General features: G+C 59.1%; 16 protein-coding genes and 2 tRNA genes. 14 read left to right on the forward strand and 4 right to left on the reverse strand.

The window, feature by feature from the left end; all coding sequences use genetic code 11:
• Positions 1-997, reverse strand: a 997-nt coding sequence (gene brnQ / locus AXF19_RS06965) for a branched-chain amino acid transport system II carrier protein (protein WP_237141740.1), incomplete at its 3' end; no start/stop codon positions are given.
• Positions 998-1,196: 199 nt separating this feature from the next.
• On the opposite strand from brnQ, the gene AXF19_RS06970 reads away from it, so the two are divergent.
• From AXF19_RS06970 to AXF19_RS06995, 6 genes are all read left to right on the forward strand, one after another.
• Positions 1,197-1,271 (forward strand) — tRNA-Gly (locus AXF19_RS06970).
• A 6-nt stretch (positions 1,272-1,277) separates the two neighbouring features.
• Positions 1,278-1,351: transfer RNA gene (locus tag AXF19_RS06975), tRNA-Cys, on the forward strand.
• A gap of 77 nt (positions 1,352-1,428) precedes the next feature.
• Positions 1,429-2,742, forward strand: coding sequence for a tRNA (N6-isopentenyl adenosine(37)-C2)-methylthiotransferase MiaB (miaB, locus tag AXF19_RS06980; protein ID WP_066846834.1), 1,314 nt, complete (start codon positions 1,429-1,431; stop codon positions 2,740-2,742).
• Positions 2,743-2,858: 116 nt separating this feature from the next.
• Positions 2,859-5,453, forward strand: a complete 2,595-nt coding sequence (gene mutS / locus AXF19_RS06985) for a DNA mismatch repair protein MutS (protein WP_066846836.1) — start codon at positions 2,859-2,861, stop codon at positions 5,451-5,453.
• Positions 5,450-7,327: a DNA mismatch repair endonuclease MutL gene (mutL, locus tag AXF19_RS06990; protein WP_066846838.1), complete on the forward strand. Its 1,878-nt coding sequence runs from the start codon at positions 5,450-5,452 to the stop codon at positions 7,325-7,327. The genes mutS and mutL overlap by 4 nt, the downstream gene beginning before the upstream one ends.
• On the forward strand, positions 7,324-8,133 hold the full coding sequence (locus AXF19_RS06995; protein ID WP_066846839.1) for a class I SAM-dependent methyltransferase: 810 nt from the start codon (positions 7,324-7,326) through the stop codon (positions 8,131-8,133). Before mutL ends, AXF19_RS06995 begins: the two co-directional genes overlap by 4 nt.
• 87 nt (positions 8,134-8,220) lie before the next feature.
• On the opposite strand, the gene AXF19_RS07000 is transcribed toward AXF19_RS06995, so the two are convergent.
• The gene (locus tag AXF19_RS07000; protein WP_066846842.1) at positions 8,221-8,403 is read right to left on the reverse strand and encodes a hypothetical protein; all 183 of its coding nucleotides are present in this window, start codon (positions 8,401-8,403) and stop codon (positions 8,221-8,223) included.
• Positions 8,397-8,879: a type II toxin-antitoxin system RelE/ParE family toxin gene (locus tag AXF19_RS07005; RefSeq protein WP_335674929.1), complete on the reverse strand. Its 483-nt coding sequence runs from the start codon at positions 8,877-8,879 to the stop codon at positions 8,397-8,399. The genes AXF19_RS07000 and AXF19_RS07005 overlap by 7 nt, the downstream gene beginning before the upstream one ends.
• A 52-nt stretch (positions 8,880-8,931) precedes the next feature.
• Between AXF19_RS07005 and AXF19_RS07010 the strand changes: the two genes are divergently transcribed.
• From AXF19_RS07010 to AXF19_RS07020, 3 genes are all read left to right on the forward strand, one after another.
• Positions 8,932-9,309: a TIGR02530 family flagellar biosynthesis protein gene (locus AXF19_RS07010; protein WP_066846844.1), complete on the forward strand. Its 378-nt coding sequence runs from the start codon at positions 8,932-8,934 to the stop codon at positions 9,307-9,309.
• 170 nt (positions 9,310-9,479) lie between these two features.
• Positions 9,480-11,528 (forward strand): flagellar hook-basal body complex protein, encoded by a 2,049-nt coding sequence (locus tag AXF19_RS07015; RefSeq protein ID WP_066846847.1) that lies wholly within the window; start codon positions 9,480-9,482, stop codon positions 11,526-11,528.
• Positions 11,529-11,701: 173 nt separating this feature from the next.
• Positions 11,702-13,045 carry an anaerobic C4-dicarboxylate transporter gene (locus AXF19_RS07020; RefSeq protein ID WP_066846850.1) on the forward strand — a complete coding sequence of 448 codons (1,344 nt, stop codon included), beginning with the start codon at positions 11,702-11,704 and terminating at the stop codon, positions 13,043-13,045.
• 63 nt (positions 13,046-13,108) lie between these two features.
• On the opposite strand, the gene AXF19_RS07025 is transcribed toward AXF19_RS07020, so the two are convergent.
• Complete coding sequence (locus tag AXF19_RS07025; RefSeq protein ID WP_066846853.1) at positions 13,109-14,005, reverse strand: LysR family transcriptional regulator; 897 nt, start codon at positions 14,003-14,005, stop codon at positions 13,109-13,111.
• Between the two features lie 230 nt (positions 14,006-14,235).
• Between AXF19_RS07025 and motA the strand changes: the two genes are divergently transcribed.
• The 5 genes from motA to AXF19_RS07050 all read left to right on the forward strand — a co-directional run bounded on the left by motA (position 14,236) and on the right by AXF19_RS07050 (position 19,027).
• Positions 14,236-15,027, forward strand: a complete 792-nt coding sequence (motA, locus tag AXF19_RS07030; protein ID WP_066850118.1) for a flagellar motor stator protein MotA — start codon at positions 14,236-14,238, stop codon at positions 15,025-15,027.
• A 1-nt stretch (position 15,028) separates the two neighbouring features.
• A complete protein-coding gene (locus tag AXF19_RS07035) occupies positions 15,029-15,949 on the forward strand; it encodes a flagellar motor protein MotB (RefSeq protein WP_066846856.1) in 921 nt (306 codons plus the stop codon).
• A gap of 74 nt (positions 15,950-16,023) precedes the next feature.
• Positions 16,024-16,401, forward strand: a complete 378-nt coding sequence (gene acpS / locus AXF19_RS07040) for a holo-ACP synthase (RefSeq protein ID WP_066846859.1) — start codon at positions 16,024-16,026, stop codon at positions 16,399-16,401.
• Positions 16,398-17,942: a bifunctional ADP-dependent NAD(P)H-hydrate dehydratase/NAD(P)H-hydrate epimerase gene (locus AXF19_RS07045; RefSeq protein WP_066846862.1), complete on the forward strand. Its 1,545-nt coding sequence runs from the start codon at positions 16,398-16,400 to the stop codon at positions 17,940-17,942. The genes acpS and AXF19_RS07045 overlap by 4 nt, the downstream gene beginning before the upstream one ends.
• A gap of 59 nt (positions 17,943-18,001) precedes the next feature.
• A complete protein-coding gene (locus tag AXF19_RS07050) occupies positions 18,002-19,027 on the forward strand; it encodes a branched-chain amino acid aminotransferase (protein ID WP_066846865.1) in 1,026 nt (341 codons plus the stop codon).
• The last annotated feature ends 49 nt before the right edge of the window (positions 19,028-19,076 follow it).

Raw genomic sequence — 19,076 nt, forward strand, 5'->3', positions numbered from 1 at the left:
AGAGAATCGAGAAGAGCAGCAGACGCTCATACGAGATACGTCCCTTCAGCAGCTTGTTGAAGAACATCGCCGCACTCGAGGTGATGCCGCAGCAGGTCGTGAGGCAGGCGAGTGCAATGATGACGGCGAGCAGAAGATTGCCCGCAGAGCCGAAGAAGATACCGACCGCACCCGAGAGAATCTGACCGCCGTTCTCCGAGTGACCAAGCACCGATGCGCTCGTTGCACCGATGTAGGCAAGTGAGCCGTAGACAATCGCCATCAGCGTGACCGTGATGAGACCTGAGACGAGGCACGCGGCACCGATTGCATGACTGTCCGTGATTCCGCGCAGACGCACGGCGTTTGCTACGAGTGCACCGATGGCGATCGAGGCGAGCAGATCCATTGTCTGATAGCCGTCCTGGAATCCCTGCGCGAACGGTGCATCGATATAGCTGCCTGTGGGTGCGAATACTTCTCCCAGTGGCGCATGAAACGCCTGAACAAAGAGAATGCCGAGGACGATCAGAAGCGCGGGTGTCAGCATCTTGCCCACGCGGTCGATGATCTTGTTCGGGTTCAGCGCGAGATAGTAGGACGCTGCGAAGAAGATTGCCGTGTAGATGAACTGACCGAGTCCGAGATTTTCCTCCGCGAGAAAGGGGCGTATGCCAATCTCAAACGAGACAGCGCCCGTGCGCGGCATTGCAAACAGCGGCCCGATGATGAGATAGAGGATGACGAGCAGCGCCGTCGCGAACATCGGCCACGTCTTGGCGCGCAGGAGCGGTACATATTCGCCGCCCGCGAACGCAATCGCCGTGATGCCGAGGAGCGGCAGCCCGATGCCCGTCGTCATGAAGCCAAGCATGGCGAGCAGCGTGTGATCGCCCGCCGCCTGACCGAGCGCGGGCGGGAAGATCAGATTGCCCGCGCCGAAGTAGATCGAGAACATCATGAAGCCGAGCGTCAGTAGGTCTTTCTTTTTTAACGAGTTTATGGCAGTTCCCTCCATAATAAAATACACATGAACAACGATAGAAAAGCAATATCCTTCATTATTGCAGAATAAGCGGACGGTGTCAAATATTTACGGGGAAATACGGAAAAATTTTTTCAAGGCAGGACTTCTCCTCACATTTTCTCCTTGACAGAACTCATCCTTATCGATATAATATTTAAGTGTCGCGTTTGGCGGCATAGGAAGATCACATGCGGAAGTAGCTCAGTGGTAGAGCACCACCTTGCCAAGGTGGGGGTCGCGAGTTCGAGCCTCGTTTTCCGCTCCATCTTTCGGCGACATAGCCAAGTGGTAAGGCCGAGGTCTGCAAAACCTTTATCCCCAGTTCGATTCTGGGTGTCGCCTCCAATATGAAATGCGGTCTGGAAGGATTTCTTCCAGACTTTTTTACTATCTATATTATTGTATAAAGCGAGAGGGAACGAATGCGGGGACGGTATAAAATCCTTGTCTATGGTTGTCAGATGAACATTGCGGACGCCGAGCGCATGGAGGGGCAGCTGCAGGGCTCGGGCTATGCGCGGACGGAGGAGATGTCGGATGCCGACATCATCCTCATCAATACCTGTTGCGTGCGCGAGACGGCGGAGGACAAGGTGTATGGGAAGATTGGTGAGATCAAAAAGATCAAGGAGAAAAATCCAAAGCTGATCTTCGGCATCGCGGGCTGCATGGCGCAGAAGGAGGGGGATAACCTCATGCGCCGCGCGCCGCATATCGACTTTGTGCTCGGCACGGGCAAGGTGCAGGAACTCACGCGCATCATCGCCGAGATTGCGGCGGAGCATACGTCCGTTGTGGATGTTGCACTGTCGGACAGTGAGATTGCAGAGAATCTGCCCGTTGCGCGCGGCGGAAAGTTCTCCGCATGGGTGCCGATCATGTACGGCTGCAACAACTTCTGTACCTACTGCATCGTTCCCTATGTGCGCGGACGGGAGCGTAGCCGCGCGCCGGAGGAGGTCGTCGCGGAGGTGCAGCGCGCCGTGGCGGAGGGCTATCGTGAGGTGACGCTCCTCGGGCAGAATGTGAATTCGTATGGAAAGGATCACAAGGCGGCAGACTTTGCCGATCTCCTGCGCATGGTGGACGAGGTGGAGGGCATTCGTCGCGTGCGCTTTATGACCTCGCATCCAAAGGACATTGGCGACAAGCTGATTGATACAATCAAGAACGGCACGCATATCTGCGAGCATATCCACCTGCCTGTGCAGTACGGGAGCAGCCGCATCCTGAAGGCGATGAACCGCGGCTATACGGTGGAGAGATACCGCGAGCGCGCGCAGCGCGTGCGGGAGGCACTGCCCTCTGCGAGCCTCACGACGGATCTTATCGTCGGCTTTCCGGGGGAGACGGACGAGGACTTTGCCGAGATGCTTTCGTTCCTGCGCGAGATGCGCTACGACTCGGCGTATACGTTCCTCTACTCAAAGCGCTCGGGTACACCCGCCGCGACGATGGCGGAGCAAGTCCCTGATGATGTGAAGCACGCGCGGCTGAATGCGCTCATGGAGGAGCAGAACGCGATCAGCCGTGAGATTAACGAGGCACTTTTGGGGCGCACGCTCGAAGTGATGGTCGAGGGCGCGAGTAAGAATGACGCAGCAGTGTGGAGTGGGCGCACACGCACGAACAAGATTGTGCTGTTCCCGCACGGCGCGGAGCAGGAGGGCGACTTCGTGCAGGTGCGCGTGACCCAGCCGCAGACATGGGTGCTCAAAGGGGAAGTCGTGTCGTAGCTTTAGCCTCCCCCGCCGAAGCGGGGGAGGGGGACCGCTTGCGGTGGTAGGGGCGCTTTGGGCATTGCGCCGGTATATTTCTTTATCAACATAGGATTTATTCTAGGAGGTTCGTTATGGACGCGCAGAACGTCACGCCGATGATGCAGCAATATCTGAGCGCAAAAGAGGCGCATCCGGGCGAACTGCTCTTTTTCCGCCTCGGCGACTTCTACGAGATGTTCTTTGACGACGCAAAGATTGCGGCAAAGGAGCTGGGGCTGACGCTCACAAGCCGCAGCGGCGACCTCGACAAAAACCCCATGTGCGGCGTGCCCTACCACGCGGCGGACAGCTACATCGCGCGTCTCGTTGCAAAGGGGTTCAAGGTTGCCATCGCCGAGCAGATCGGCGACCCAAAGGCAAAGGGGTTGACGCACCGCGAGGTGGTAAAGGTCGTCACGCCCGGCACTGCCCTCTCGGACGAGGTGCTGCGCGACGCGGCGAACATCTACATCGCACTCCTGCATGACTGCGGTGATGGGAAGTTCGTCCTCGCGGGTGCGGATATCTCGACGGGCGAGGCGTTCTATGCGTCCTATGCGGGGGAGACTGCCGCACAGCAGATTATGGACGAACTCTACCGCCGCATGACGGCGGAGCTGCTCTTTACGGAGGGATTTTCTCTCTCCGATACCGTGCGTGCCTTTCTCACGCAGCGTCTTCCGCACTGCGCCGTTTCTGCGGTTGCGGCGGAGGCGGACGGTGTGCTCCTCACGCAACATTTCACAGCGACGGAGATTCCGGCGGATGCAGGTGCGCAGACGGCGGTCGAGACGCTTCTGCACTACCTGCACGATACCGTCCGAACCGATCTCTCGCAGATCAATCGCCTTTCCTTCCTCGACACGCGTGAGACGATGCAGCTCGACACCTATACGCTCCGCAATCTTGAGATCACACGCAGTCTGCGCGACGGCGGCAAGAAGAACACACTCTTTGACGTGCTCGATTTCACACGTACGCCGATGGGGATGCGCCTTCTGAAATCGTGGCTTGAGCATCCGCTTCTGACCCCGCATCGGATTGATGCGCGGCTCGGTGCTGTTGCGGAACTCGTGGAGAATGCACCGCTGCGCGGAAGTCTGCGCGAGCACCTGCGCTCGGTCTATGACTTTGAGCGTCTCTTGACGCGCATCGAGACCCAGACGGCGAACGCACGCGACCTCGTTGCCCTGCGCGTTTCCCTTGCGGCACTCCCCGCCGTCCGCGAAATCCTCGGTACGGCGGCGAGCAGCCTCCTCGTACGTGCGCACGCATCCATTGAGACCTTTGACGTCCTGCGCGACAGCCTCGAGCGCGCCATTGTGGACGAGCCGGGGCTGTCCGTGCGCGAGGGCGGCATCATCCGCGCGGGCTATGACGCGGCACTCGATGAACTGCACGCGTTTTCCCACGACAGCAAGTCCCTCCTGCAGGAGATGGAGGAACGCGAGCGTTCGCGTACGGGCATCAAGACGCTCAAGATCGGCTACAACAAGGTCTTCGGCTACTACATCGAGGTGCGCCATAGCGGGCGCGACCAAGTGCCGGAGGACTACATCCGCAAGCAGACGCTTGCCAATACGGAACGCTTCATCACAGAGGAACTGAAGGACTTCGAGGCGAAGATCCTCGGAGCGCAGGAGAAAATCACCGCGCTTGAGTATCATATTTTCACTGAATTACGTGAGCAGGTGCGGGCGCAGCTTGTCCCCATCCAGAATGTCGCGCGTGCGATCGCGCGCGTCGATGTCCTCCAGAGCCTTGCCGAGGCGGCGGCAAGTTATCGCTACGTGCGCCCAAAGGTGACATCGAACGGAACGATCCTCATACGGGACGGACGTCACCCGCTCGTGGAGCGTCTGCTGCAGCGCGAGGTGTTTGTCCCGAACGATACGGATCTCAGTCATGGCGGGACTGAAACAATGCTCATCACGGGGCCGAACATGGCGGGCAAATCCACCTATATGCGGCAGGTCGCGCTGCTTACGCTCATGGCGCAGGTCGGCAGCTTCGTCCCCGCACGTACGGCAGAGATCGCGCCCGTCGACCGCATCTTCACGCGTATCGGCGCGAGCGACGACCTCGTAAGCGGACAGAGCACCTTCATGGTGGAGATGAACGAGGTCGCGCAGATTCTGCGCGAGGCGACGCGTGACAGCCTCGTCATCCTCGATGAGATCGGGCGCGGTACAAGTACGTTCGACGGCATGAGCATTGCGCGCGCCGTCGTGGAGCACATCGACACGCGCATCCACGCAAAGACCCTCTTTGCAACGCACTATCACGAGCTGACGGAGATGGAGAACGAGCGCATCCGCAACTACTGCATTGCCGTGCGCGAAAAGGGAAAGAACGTCGCATTCCTGCGCCGCATCGTCGCGGGTGCGGCGGACAAGTCCTACGGCATCCACGTTGCGCGTCTCGCGGGACTGCCGTCGAAGGTGACGGCGCGGGCAGAGGAGATTCTGCACGCGCTCGAACAGAAGGATGCCGCGTCCGCTGTCGCCGAAATACCCGCTGCAAACGCGCAGGAAATGCTGCCCGCCGAGGGGATGGCATCCCTCTTTGCGGATGGCACCCTCGATGAGCTTAGAACACTGGACATCATGACCATGACGCCGCTTGAGGCGATGAATACACTCTATCGCTTGCAGGAACAGGCGCGAAAGGAGGCAGGGCAGGCATGACGCAGATTCGCGTACTGGACGATACCACCATCAACAAGATTGCGGCGGGTGAGGTTGTGGAACGTCCCGCCTCCGTTGTCAAGGAGCTTGTCGAAAACGCGATGGACGCGGGCGCGACGGCGATTGAAATCGAAATCATGGGCGGCGGTGTCAGCTTCATCCGCGTGACGGATAATGGGCGCGGCATGACGCGCGAGGATGCAGAGACGGCGATCCTGCGCCATGCGACGAGCAAGATCTCCTCCGTCTCGGATCTGCAGACCGTTGCGACGCTCGGTTTTCGCGGCGAAGCACTGCCGACCATCGCATCCGTCTCGCGTTTCTCCCTCCTCACGCGGCAGGCATCGGATGATCTCGGTACGCGTGTTGACATCCTCGGCGGCAAAACGCCCGAGATTGAGGATGCGGGCTGTGAGATCGGGACGAGTGTGCGCGTCGAGGAACTTTTTTTCAACACGCCCGCACGCAAGAAGTTTCTCAAGACGAATACGACCGAGGCGGGCAAGATCAGTGACTATGTGATTCGGCTTGCCCTCTCGCGCCCCGATATCGCATTTCGCTTCATTAACAACAACCGTCTCACCATCATGACGGCGGGGGATGACAGCCTGCGCCGCGCCATCGAGAGCATCTACGGCGGCGATACGGCGGGGGCACTGATCCCGCTCGACTTCCACGATGAGGAGGCGGAGATCCGTATCACGGGATACATCTCGAAACCGTCCGTGATCCGCAGCAGCCGTGCATGGCAGACGTACATCGTCAACGGGCGCACGATACAGAACCGCGCAATTGCGAAGGCGATTGACAACGTCTACCGCGCACTCGTTCCGAAGATGGGCTTTCCGCTCGCTGTCCTGCGCATCGAGGTGCCGCAGCGAACCATTGACGTGAACGTGCACCCGCAGAAAACGGAGATGAAATTCGAGGACGAGGGGCGCATCTTCAAGGCGGTATACAAGTCTGTGCTCGACGCGATTCGAGGAGCGGCGGGGGAGAGTACGGCAATTGCGTCGTCGGTCGAAAAGCCGAAATTTCACTACGAAGCCGTCCCGCTGAACGTCGGGACATCGGTCAGTGCCACTCCATACACGCAGAAAGTTGACACCTACGCGATGCCGCCCGTGCGCCCGCAGACCGTACATGAGGCGGTGCAGTGGAGAGGGCAGAGCGTTGACCTGCGTGCCGCGCAGGATTCTGTCACTGCCGCACGCACCGAAGAGCGTGCGAGATTTTCTGCGCAGACCGTACCCGCAGCACCGTCTCCGCACACAGAGCAGGGCACGGAGATGGAGGGAAATCTCCTCCCCATCGGGCAGGTCGATCTCACCTACATCATCGCCCAGAGTGCGCAGAGTCTCTACATCGTCGATCAGCACGCGGCACACGAGCGCATCCTCTTTGACCGTTTCTCCGCACAGGCGGACGGAATTCCGTCCCAACAGATGCTTGTACACGCGATTCTCTCCTTTGATGCGCGTGAGGCGCAGTACATCGAGGAGAATGCAGAGCTGTTTGACCGTCTCGGCTTCCACCTCGAAGCTGCGGGGGAGCGCACATATCGCTTGACCGAGGCACCTGCCGATATCCCGACGGACGAGGCAGAGGATACGATACGCGAGATCCTGATGTCCCTCGGCGAACTGCACGCGGCGACCCCCGCGAATCTGCGTCAGGCGGGGATCGCAACGATGGCATGCCGTGCGGCGATCAAGGCGGGGGAGGAGCTGAGTGTGCGTCAGATGGAAATCCTGCTCGACGAACTCCGTGCGACGCCGTTCCCGTTCACCTGTCCGCACGGACGACCGACCATCCTTCGATTCGATACCCATGATCTCGCGAAGATGTTCAAGCGCACGGGGTTCAACCTATGAGGACAGGCTCTATCAGCGCGATTGTCACGACCGTACGGCGTGGGCAGAAATACACGGAGGCGAATCGTGCGCTTGCGGCACGGACGGCGGCAGCACTCGGTATTCCAAACGTTCCACGCGGCAGTGATTCGCTCGAAGAACTGCGTGCGGCATATGGCGTGGATGCTGCGCTTGTCGCACGGCGCGGCCTCTTGACCCTCGTCACGGCGGAGGGGGAGCTCTTCTTTCATCCGGGCATGGCGCATTTGCGTATCAAAAATTTGCTGCTCGGTCACGGCGATCACCTCGTCACTGCGCTTGGGCTTGTGGAGGGGATGCACGTCCTTGACTGCACTCTCGGTACGGGCGCGGATGCGATTGTCGAGAGCTTTGCCGTCGGGGCGCAGGGAACGGTCACGGCACTTGAGGCGAATCCCCTGATTGCGGCAGTCATCGCAGACGGGCTCGCGCACGCCACGGGGGACAACTACGACATGCACGCGGCAATGCGACGCATCACCGTACATCACGCGGACGCGCTCACATATCTGCGGACGCAGGAGCGGGACAGTGTCGATGTCGTCTACTTCGACCCCATGTTTCGCCGTCCGCTGCACGAGAGTGCGGGCATGAACGCCCTGCGCGTCCTCGCGGACATGCGTGCGCTCACAGAGGAGGCTGTTGCCGAGGCGTGCCGCGTCGCACGCCGCCGCGTCGTCATGAAGGAGCGGCGGGAGAGCGCAGAGTTTGCCCGTCTCGGCTTCGATACCCTCACGGGCGGCAAGTACAGCCGCATCGCATACGGTGTGATGGAGCTGAACAAATAGATATACGTGTATTTCAGCGCAACAAAAGAGGCTGTTGCATGAGTCAAAACGACTTCGTTCAACAGCCTCGCGTATCTTAGCAGATATTCAAGCGTATGCAGGTTGGGGTGTATGAGAGGGGGCAGAGGGGCGATTGCGCTTCTCCTCGGCGCGAATCTCAGCTCTGATCTTCTCAGAAATACGGCGGAATTCTTCAGCTTGTCTATCATACTCGCGTTTGAGCTCAGGGTCTTTCAGGGATTCCCTCTTAAATTCCTCGAATGTCAACATGATGGATTCCTCCTTTGGTAGTCTGCGCGATATATCTTCGCGCGTTGTATTTCATTCGGCGGTGTCTTTTGCGTCTTTTTGATAAAGCCATTTGTGAGAATAGCGGTATTGCCTACTATGAAGAAGTACAAGATACGTGAAATGTTGCTTCCCACGCTGATACGCAGCTCCATGATACCGTCATTTAGTTCTTTCGAGTATGGAGAGCGGAGCATATGACCATACTCCTTCAAGAGTTCTAGTGTGTGAATCGTTTTCACATGCATTTTTTTGTCCAGCGAGTTGATGAAATCGGCAACGGGGATGGTTCCGTCTTCTTTCTCGTAGAATACGACGTTCAAGCGCAGACCTTCCTTCATCTTTGTATGATAACAAATTAACAACACGCATACAAGCGCAAAATAAAATGTCTTGCAAGAAAAGCCCGCATTCCCCTCAACATCATAATTTCCATTTAAGTTATCCCCCCATTCCACCGATATACACGGTGGAATGTTTTATTTCCAAAACACAAAAGGAGGTGATGCGATGAGGATTGCAGACGATTCGATAGCGCTGGTCGGGCAGGGACGCAGGGGGACCGACCACGGACGAAAAGTGATGGGCAGCAGCGGCGCGTCGTTTGCAGAGGTACTCGAGGGAGCAAGGGAGCGCGTTCGTTTCTCGCAGCACGCAGAAGAGCGGCTGCAGCGGCGCGGTGTCATGCTCACACACACGGAGCTCGAGAAGCTCGGCTCTACCATTGACCGTATGCGGGAGAAGGGCGCAAGGGAAGCCCTGATCTATATGAAGGACAGTACGGCGATGGTCGTCTCCGTGACGAACCGCACCGTGATCACGGCGCTTGACGACGTGACTGCGGCAGACAGCATTTTTACGAACATTGACAGTGCAGCCATTATCTGAGCAAAGCCGGACCTACGGGAGGCTTTTGACCGCGCGCGACTGGTGCGGTCAGAGATACAGGACATCGTCCTGCAAAATGGGGGACACAGGAAGACTCTCTGCGGAGAGTTGCGCCCTGACAGAGATGGCTTTCCTTTGCGCTGTCACACAAGGCAAAGGAGAGATTCATTATGATGCGTTCCATGTTCTCGGGTGTATCGGGACTCAAGGGTCACCAGACCCGCATGGATGTCGTCGGCAACAACATTGCGAACGTCAACACCACAGGATTTAAGGCGAGCCGCGTCACGTTTGCGGATATGATCTCGCAGAACCTCTCGGGAGCGTCCGGACCGGACGGTACGATTGGCGGTGTGAACCCGAAGCAGATCGGTCTCGGCATGGGCGTTGCGAGCACCGACCTGATCTATACGAACGGCTCTGTGCAGCAGACGGGCAAGAATACGGACGTCGCCATCTCGCGCGGTGACGGACTTTTCGTCGTCTCGAAGGGCGAGCAGAAATATTACACGCGCAACGGTGCGTTTACGTTTGACGCACAGGGCAACCTCACGCTCTCGGGCACAGGTATGTATGTGCAGGGCTATATGGCGAACAACGGTCAGGTGACACCCTCGGGTGAGAACACGACGAAGATCCAGATTCCTGCGGGCAAGTCGATGGAGGCAAAGTCCACGATCTCGGCCTCCTATACGAAGAATCTCAATGCAACCACACAGGGCTATGAGGTTGCGAATACCCTTGTGCGCTATGCGGACGGTACGTCCGGCACAACGAACAACTATGCGCCGACCGAGGCTGGAAAGCTTGTCCTGACGACGGACAAGGGGAAGAAATTCTACATTGCATCCAGCGCACCAAATCAGAATGTCGGTGCTCCCCCGAATGGTGTGCTCTACAAGTCTAAGATCACCAGTGTTACGGCGAGTGCGACGGGCAAGGTCGATGCGGAGCTCAGTCTTGATCCGAACAACTCTTCCAGTCCGAAGGCAATCTCAGGCGTAACCGTGCCGGTCGTCCGTACAGGTACAACATCACTGGATTCGGGAACGTATGCCTATGGGGATGCATACAATATCAGCGGTAAGATTAAATCCATCCACAGCATTACGGGTACCTCCGATGTCGAGTTGGAACTTGAGGCGGACAACACGATCAGTCCGGGAGCAACCGGGATTAAAGTGACCGTTCCGAAACCGACGAGCTTCACCTACAAGGTCGGCGACACCTATACGGGACAGCTCAAGATAACGAAGCTGAAACCGCTGGCAGGAGCGACGGTCACGACGGCGGACGGCAACAGTGCTGTGCTCTCTGCTCCGATGGCGACGGCGATTACCAGTTCATCAGCTGAGTATGAACACACGGGTAATGCTGCGGATGGCAATATTACGGCGATTACGCGTGAGTCCACCTACGAGTTCGGCGGCAAGAGGGTTTCTTCGGTTGCGCTGAACACGAAGTCGGGCGCGTCCATTGCAGGCCTTATCGGCAAGGAGTACAACCGCGGCGATACGTTCTACCCGTCTGTGACGACCCTCGTCACCGTCTATGACTCGCTCGGGGCGGCACACTCCATCCCCGTGGTCTTTACGAAGGCGGCGAACAACAAGTGGACGATGTCGCTCGGTACGGGCGGCGATACATACAGTATCCCCGAGAAGGACGGCACGACGACGAATGTGACGCTCACCAAGAGCGAGCTTACCTTTGACTCGACGGGTGCCTATCTCAGTGGTTCCGCCGCGCTGAACCTCACCTATGGAAACGGCGCGTCGCCGCAACAGGTCAGTATGAATCTCGCGGCGGTCACGCAGTATTCGGGGACATCCACGGTCTCGGCGACCTCGGACGGCAATGCGGCGGGCACGCTTTCGAGCGTTTCCATCGACAGCTCGGGTGTCATCACGGGGACGTACACGAACAACGTCCGCCGCGTCGAGGCACAGATTGCGATGGCGCAGTTCAACAACCCCTCGGGTCTGACGAAGATGGGCGGCAACCTCTATCAGGAGTCGAACAACTCCGGCACGCGCACGGTCAGCGGCGCCTCCGACATCGGCACGGAGCTGACGACCTCCGCGCTTGAGATGTCGAACGTGGACATCGCCGATCAGTTCTCCGATATGATCATCACACAGCGCGGCTTCCAGTCGAACTCGAAGATCATCACCGTATCGGACGAGATGCTCGAGACACTGATCAACATGAAGCGGTAGACGCTCCTACAGTAAAAGAAAAGCAGCTGCACATTGTTTTGTGCGGTTGCTTTTTTTATGTTGCCATAAGTATAGTTTACATTTATGCATAGAAGGCTTTACTCATAATGTATTCATGATGTATAATGACCGAAGCTGTGTTATACCTATATAGAAATGGGGGAATCATATTTATGGAAATGCTGTTGGGCTTTATCGTCCTGCTCGCCTGCCTGATTGTCGGCGTGCGGCACGGCGGCCTCGGGCTCGCTGTCATCAGCGGGTTCGGTCTCGTGATCTACACGTTCGGCTTCGGCTATCAGCCGGGCAAGCCGCCGGTCGATGTCATGCTCATCATCCTCGCGGTGGTGACGTGCGCGGGCTTCCTGCAGACCTCAGGCGGACTCACGGTCATGCTCAAATACGCGGAGAAGTTCCTGCGCAACAACCCGAAGCATGTCACGATCCTCGCGCCTCTGACGACGTGGTTTCTGACGGTGCTCTGCGGCACGGGTCACGTTGTCTACACGATGTTCCCGATCATCTACGATATCGCGATTAAGCAGGGCATTCGTCCCGAGCGTCCGATGGCGGTTTCGTCCGTTGCCTCGCAGATGGGTATCTGCGCCTCGCCCGTGTCGGTGGCTGTCGTCTCAATGGTTGCGTTCCTCTCTGCCTCGGGGCATGAGTTCACCGTGTTCCAGGTGCTCTCGGTCTCCATTCCTGCGACGGGGCTTGGCGTGCTCTTTGCGGCGCTCTGGAGCTATCGCCGCGGCAAGGATCTCGAGCAGGATGAGCGGTTCCAGGAGTTCATCCGTGATCCCGAGAACAAGAAGTATGTCTATGGCGATGCGGAGACGCTGCTCGACAAGGAACTGCCGACGGAGTATTACCGTGCGATGTTCATCTTCTTCGCGGGCATTATTGCGATTGCGGTGCTCGGCAATTTCCCCGAGCTGCTGCCGAAGTTCGCGCCGAGTCCGGACGCTGCGCCGAAGGCAATCTCGATGGTCGTCGTCATCCAGATGGTGATGCTGCTCGTAGGTGCGGTCATTCTCGTCAGCTGCAAGGTCAAGGCGAAGGATGTCGGCAACTCACAGGTGTTCCGCTCGGGCGTTGTGGCACTCGTCTCGGTCTACGGCGTTGCGTGGATGGCGGACACGTACTTCATGAATCACATCGGCTTCCTCAAGGAGTTCCTCGGTTCTGCGGTGCAGAGCTATCCGTGGGCATACGCCGTCCTCGCGTTCCTCACGTCGAAGCTCGTGAACTCGCAGGGCGCGGCGATTGCGATTGTCGTGCCGATGGCGATCAATGTGGGCATGGACCCGATCCTCGTGCTCTCGTTCATCTCGGCATGCTACGGTTACTTCTTCCTGCCGACGTATCCCTCCGATCTCGCGTGCATCGGGTTTGACCGCTCGGGCACGACGCGCATCGGCAAGTATATCCTGAACCACTCGTTCATGATACCGGGTCTGATCGGCGTCACATCCGGCTGCTGTGTCGGCTACGTGATTGCGCATCTGATTTTCTGATCAATTCCACTATAAAAAGCCGTTTGCGGGCGTTTGTCCGTGAACGGCTTTGTTCTTTCTCCATCAGAGCATCGTACGATCTGTCTGATGGCTGAGGATGTCTTTGCTGAATTCGATGAAGGACTGTGCGGCGCGGGAGATATAGCGGTCGCGTTTCCACGCGAGTCCGACGTCGACGTATACGGGCGAGGCAAGGGGGATGGCGCGGATGCCGGGTGTGTCGCGCGCGATCATGTCGAGCAGGAAGGCGTTGCCGACGCCGCTCGCGACGAGCCCCATGATGGTGACGACCTGATTCGACTCGAGCACGATGTTCGGCGTGATGCTCGCCGCCTTCATCTTTTGCAGCATGGTCTGGCGGAGGAACGAACCCTCCTTGAGCATGATGAGGTTGCGCTCCTCGATATCCTGCAGGGTGACCGCCTTGCGTGCGGCGAGGTCGCTGTCCTCGGGGACGCAGCAGACGATCTGGCTGCGCGCCATGGGGAGGAGCTGGAGGTTCGGCGAGGTGTCAGGGATGATGATGATGCCGAAGTCCAGCTCGTCGCGCTCGAGCTGCTCGCGGATCGCAACGGAGCCCTCTTCGTGCAGGTACACGTCGAGATGCGAGTAGCGGCGCTGAAAGCTCGAGAAGATCCTCGGGAAGAGGTATGCGCCCATCATTGGAGGGATGCCGATCTTGATCGTGCCCTTCTGCAGCTGCTTGTAGTCGTTGACCTCGAGCACGGCGTCCTGTATGTTGCGCAGGGCGACCTCGACACGTCCGAGGAAGACCGCGCCCTCGGGGGTCAGTGAGAGCTGCTTTTGGCTGCGGTCAAAGAGCTGTATGCCGAGCTCGGCCTCGAGCTTCTTGATTGCAACGGTGATATTCGGCTGGGAGACGCGGAGGCGTTCGGCGGCGCGCGTGATGTTCTTCAGACGGCTCGCCATTTGGAAATATTCCAACTGCCGTAGTTCCATATGTGACCATCCTCCTAATAAGTTTTCTTTATGCGCTTTCCATTATATCATATTTTCGATGAATGTATGATAGGATAATATAAATTTATTGAAAAATTTTTCTTGTGTTTTTGAGAGTTTTTTTTAAAAACAGGTAGGATTTTTCGGCGAGTTATGGAATAATATAAGAAGATGTGGACGTGTGTCTGACGGATCAGATGCGAGGGCGTCCGACGATCGAGAGAAATGGAATGGGGGCTTTTGCTTTGGAAAAATCAACGGTCATCGGGATTATAATGGGGATTATCTCGATCTTTGTTGGTATGATCTTGAAGGGGGCGCCGCTCACGGCGCTCAACAACCCGGCTGCGTTCCTGATCATCATTGGCGGTACGTTCTCGTGCCTGTTCATTGGGTTCCGCATGGAGCAGCTCGGGAACTTTGTCAACCTGATTAAGAAGACATGCCAAGTCCCGCAGCTCCAAGAGAAGGGGCAGCTCGTGCAGCAGTTCATCGAGCTGTCGCAGATTGCGCGTCGAGAGGGTATCCTCGCCCTCGAGAGCAAGGCGCAGGAGATTCAGGATCCGTTCTTCCGCACGGGTCTCGGCATGGTGATCGACGGCATGGATCCGGACTTCGTGGGCGATGTTCTGGATGCAGAGCTCGCGATTATGCAGGAGCGTCACGCCGAGGGGCGTTCGATGTTCACGCAGGCGGGCACGTACGCACCGACGCTGGGCGTTCTGGGCGCCGTTGTCGGTCTGATCGCGGCGCTGGGCAACCTGAACGATATCGACAAGCTCGGTCACTCGATCGCGGCTGCGTTCGTTGCGACGATTCTGGGTATCTTTACGGGATATGTTCTCTGGATGCCGTTTGCGAACAAGCTCAAGATCATGTCGGAGCAGGAAGTCAGTCAGAAGCGCATGATTATCGAGGGTATTCTCTCGCTGCAGGCGGGCGACTCCCCGACGGCGATCGAGGCGAAGCTCATGGTCTTTATCCCGCAGACGGAGCGCGAGGCTCTGAAGGGAGACGGCTGATATGGCGAGAAAGAAGCACGCGAAACCCCATGAGGAGGAAGCGGGCGAGGCCTGGCTCCTGCCCTATTCCGATCTGATGACGCTGCTGCTCGCCCTCTTCATTGCTCTGTTCGCAATGTCGCAGACGGATGCCTCGAAGATGCAGGCACTCGCACAGGCGTTTACGGCGGCATTCAATATGGGAGGTCCGTCGTTCTTCTCCGGCATGGGACCGTCGACGTCGATCAACTCTGCAACAACCACGGGTCAGGACAATGCGAACAATGCCTATATGCAGGAGAATCAAAATCTGCGTGAGGCGCAGGAGAAGATCGAGCAGTATGTAAAGGAAAACAATCTGCAGGATCAGGTATCGACGGAGCTGTCCGAAGAGGGGCTGATGATCCGACTGAAGGAGAAGGCACTCTTCGCCTCCGGCTCGGCGGCACTCGAAGGGCAGGCGGATCAGATTGTGCCCGTAATCGCAGGGCTTCTCGCGTCGCTCCCCGAGCGCGTGACGATCTCCGGACATACGGATAATGTGCCGATCTCTACGGCGCAGTTCCCGTCGAACTGGGAGCTGAGTTCCGCGCGCGCGGTGAGTCTCATGCGCGGTCTGATGGGTGCACAGCCGTCACTGAACCCCGCGCGCTTCAGCGCGCTGGGCTACAGTGAGTATCGCCCGATCGCGTCGAATGATACCGACGAGGGGCGGGCGCAGAACCGCCGCGTCGAGGTGTTCATTGCGCGCAGTATGCGGTTCAGTCAGGAGGACTCGATCAGTGCCTCCGACGGTCGTGTAACGACGAGTGCGAATGCGCCGTCCGCGACGATGCCGACGGCGACAGGGCAGACATCTCCTGCGGGTACGGCACCGATGGGTGCGGAACAGCGTCCTGCGCCAAGCACGCCGGGGCTGGTACCGACACCGTTGCAACACTGAGCATAGGGAAAAGGATTTGAAAGGGGCTATTGCGGGTGCAATGCCCCTTTTTTGTATCATCGACGGGAGGCTTTATGATCCTCGGAATCGGCAGCGACATCATCCACATCCCGCGCGTGGCGCGTGCGATTGCAAATCCGCGCTTTCTCGAACGCGTCTATACGGAGGGCGAGCGTGTCTATGCCGCCGCGCGCGGGAAGGGGATGGCGGCGAGTCTTGCCGCGCGCTTTGCGGGCAAGGAAGCAGTGATGAAGGCGTTCGGGACGGGGCTGCGCGATGGCAGGATGACGGAGATCGAGATTCTGCCGGATGCGCTCGGCGCGCCTGTGGTACATCTGCGCGGACATTTCGCCGCGCTTGCGGCACAGATGGGTGCGGATCGCGTGTGGATTACGCTCTCTCATGAGCGCGACTACGCGACGGCATATTGTATATTGGAGGGTCAGCGATGAATGTATCGTTTGCAGAGGATATGCGCCGGATTGATGCGCAGGTGGTGCAGGACTACGGGCTGCCTGCAGTCGCCTTGATGGAGAATGCGGGACGGCGGACGGCGGAGGAGGCTGCCGCGATGATCGGCAGCGCAGCGGACAAGGCGTTCGTTGTCTTTGCCGGCGGCGGGAATAACGGCGGCGATGCCTTTGCAGCGGCGCGCCATCTCGTGAATATGGGGGCGCGTGTGAAGCTGTTCTTCATGGGGGAGGAGGAGCGTCTCGGCGAGGCGGCGCGCGCAATGTACGATGCGCTGCGTGCGATGGGCGTGGAGATCCGTCCGCTCGTGAGTGACCGCGACTGGGATCGGCTGCGTGTCTCGCTGCGGTTCGCCGATGCGATTGTGGACGGCATCCTCGGTACGGGGACGCATGGCGCGTTGCGTGCGCCTGTCCTGCGCCTGATTGAGGAGATCAATGCGGCGGCAAAGCCTGTGATGGCGATTGATGTGCCGAGCGGCGTGGAGGCGGACACGGGGCGGATCACAGCCGCTGCCGTACGCGCGACGCGTACACTCGCGCTCGGTCTGCCGAAGGTGGGACATCTCCTCGGCGCGGGGGCGAATGCGGCGGGGGAGCTGCTCGTGGATGATATCGGCATCCCGCATGCCCTGCTTGAAGGGGAGGCGCTGCGCCAATCGCTCATCACGCGTGAGGCTGCGGCGAAGCTCCTGCCCCCGCGTGCACGCGATGTGCACAAGGGCAGCTGCGGGCGCATCCTCGTGCTTGCCGGCTCACTCGGCATGACGGGCGCGGCGGCACTCGCGGCGGAGGCGGCGCTCAGAATCGGTGCGGGGCTGGTGACGCTCGCCGTGCCTGAGCGCATCTATCCCGTGCTTGCGGCGAAGCTGACGGAGGCGATGGTTGTGCCCATACCCGACGAAGGGGCGGGATATTTCGGCGGCATACAGGCGCTTGAGGCGGCGCTTGCGCTCGCGCAGAATATGGACGCAGTGCTCGTGGGGCCGGGGCTTGGGCGTAAGCCTGAGACGAGCGAGTTCGTCCGACTCTTTGCTGCCGATGTGAAGGCGCCGTTGGTGATGGATGCGGATGCAATCGCGGCGTTCATCGGACATCTCGACGCGCTGCGCGATCTGCCGCAGGTGCCGATTCTGACGCCGCATCTCGGTGAGTTCGCGGCGCTGCTCGGCAAGGATGCGGAGGAGGTCGCCGCCGATCTGCTGCATGAGGCGCGGGAGGCGGCGCGCGCGCATCAGGCGGTCTTTGTCGTGAAGAGCGCGTGTACGATTGTGGTCTATCCCGACGGGGATGCGTTCTTTACGACGTGCGGCAATGCGGGCATGGCGACGGCGGGCGCGGGTGATGTGCTCGCGGGTACGGTCGTGGGGCTCATGCGGCAGATGGAGAGCGGGATGACGCCGATTGTCGGCGTGTATGCGCACGGGCGCGCGGGTGATCTGGCATATGAGCGCAGCGGCAATGGGCTGCTCGCGGGGGATATTCTGGCGCTGCTGCCTGAGGCGCTGAAGGAACTTGGTTGACAAGACTGCCGTGTGGTACTATGATAGGACTGCATTTTTTGTAGGAAAGAGGCGGAGTTATGGCAAGAGCGGATATTGACTGGGGAAATCTCGGGTTTGCGTACCGCGCGCTGCCCGAGCGGTATGTGTCGAACTATGCAGACGGCGCGTGGGATGCGGGCGGGCTCACATCCGATGCGACGGTGACGCTCAGCGAGTGTGCGGGCATTCTGCACTACTGTCAGGAGGTTTTCGAGGGGCTGAAGGCATATGAGACGGTGGACGGGCATATCGTGACGTTCCGCCCCGATCTCAATGCGGCGCGCATGTATGCGTCGGCGGCGTATCTCGAGATGCCCTCGTTCCCCGAGGAGCGATTTATCGAGGCTGTGGATGCGGTGGTCGCGGCAAATCGTGACTATGTGCCGCCGTACGGCTCGGACGCATCGCTCTATCTGCGCCCTCTCATCTTTGCAACGGGCGAGGTGATCGGCGTGAAGCCGGCGGATGCGTACCAGTTCCGCCTCTTTGCAACGCCTGTGGGACCCTACTTCAAGGGCGGCGCGAAGCCCGTGCGCCTCTGCGTGAGCGACTTCGACCGCGCGGCGCCGCACGGGACGGGGCACATCAAGGCGGGGCTGAACTACGCGATGAGTCTGCATGCCTACATGGTAGCGCATGCGACGGGCTTCGATGAGAATATGTTCCTCGATGCGGCGACACGCACGTATGTCGAGGAGACGGGCGGCGCGAACTTCCTCTTCGTGACGAAGGATGGTACGGTGGTGACGCCGCAGTCGGAGTCGATCCTGCCGTCGATCACGCGGCGCTCGCTCGTGCACATCGCGGAGCATATCCTCGGCATGAAGGTGGAGGAGCGCCCCGTTGCATTTGCAGAGCTGCCCGAGTTCGCCGAGTGCGGTCTGTGCGGCACGGCGGCGGTGATCTCACCGGTCGGCTCGGTGACGCACGGCGATGAGGTGATCGCATTCCCGAGCGGGATGGAGCATATGGGGCCGGTTCTCCAAAAACTCTACGATACGCTGCGCGGCATCCAACTCGGGACGGTCGAAGCGCCCGAGGGCTGGATCCGCAGGATCTGCTGAGGCAGGCAGATAATATGATTTCGTTCTCTTTGCAAGGGGATTCCGATGC

This window comes from Selenomonas sp. oral taxon 126 (assembly GCF_001683335.1).
Lineage (GTDB): Bacteria > Bacillota > Negativicutes > Selenomonadales > Selenomonadaceae > Centipeda.

What these genes read in the sequence shown, in the direction of transcription:
- acpS (WP_066846859.1), top strand. Translation starts at nt 16,024, where the DNA reads ATGATCCTCGGAATCGGCAGCGACATCATCCACATCCCGCGCGTGGCG.
- AXF19_RS07010 (WP_066846844.1), top strand. Translation starts at nt 8,932, where the DNA reads ATGAGGATTGCAGACGATTCGATAGCGCTGGTCGGGCAGGGACGCAGG.
- motA (WP_066850118.1), top strand. Translation starts at nt 14,236, where the DNA reads ATGGGGGCTTTTGCTTTGGAAAAATCAACGGTCATCGGGATTATAATG.
- AXF19_RS07015 (WP_066846847.1), top strand. Translation starts at nt 9,480, where the DNA reads ATGATGCGTTCCATGTTCTCGGGTGTATCGGGACTCAAGGGTCACCAG.
- mutS (WP_066846836.1), top strand. Translation starts at nt 2,859, where the DNA reads ATGGACGCGCAGAACGTCACGCCGATGATGCAGCAATATCTGAGCGCA.
- AXF19_RS06995 (WP_066846839.1), top strand. Translation starts at nt 7,324, where the DNA reads ATGAGGACAGGCTCTATCAGCGCGATTGTCACGACCGTACGGCGTGGG.
- AXF19_RS07020 (WP_066846850.1), top strand. Translation starts at nt 11,702, where the DNA reads ATGGAAATGCTGTTGGGCTTTATCGTCCTGCTCGCCTGCCTGATTGTC.
- AXF19_RS07000 (WP_066846842.1), bottom strand. Translation starts at nt 8,403, where the DNA reads ATGTTGACATTCGAGGAATTTAAGAGGGAATCCCTGAAAGACCCTGAG.
- AXF19_RS07050 (WP_066846865.1), top strand. Translation starts at nt 18,002, where the DNA reads ATGGCAAGAGCGGATATTGACTGGGGAAATCTCGGGTTTGCGTACCGC.
- AXF19_RS07025 (WP_066846853.1), bottom strand. Translation starts at nt 14,005, where the DNA reads ATGGAACTACGGCAGTTGGAATATTTCCAAATGGCGAGCCGTCTGAAG.
- AXF19_RS07035 (WP_066846856.1), top strand. Translation starts at nt 15,029, where the DNA reads ATGGCGAGAAAGAAGCACGCGAAACCCCATGAGGAGGAAGCGGGCGAG.
- mutL (WP_066846838.1), top strand. Translation starts at nt 5,450, where the DNA reads ATGACGCAGATTCGCGTACTGGACGATACCACCATCAACAAGATTGCG.
- miaB (WP_066846834.1), top strand. Translation starts at nt 1,429, where the DNA reads ATGCGGGGACGGTATAAAATCCTTGTCTATGGTTGTCAGATGAACATT.
- AXF19_RS07045 (WP_066846862.1), top strand. Translation starts at nt 16,398, where the DNA reads ATGAATGTATCGTTTGCAGAGGATATGCGCCGGATTGATGCGCAGGTG.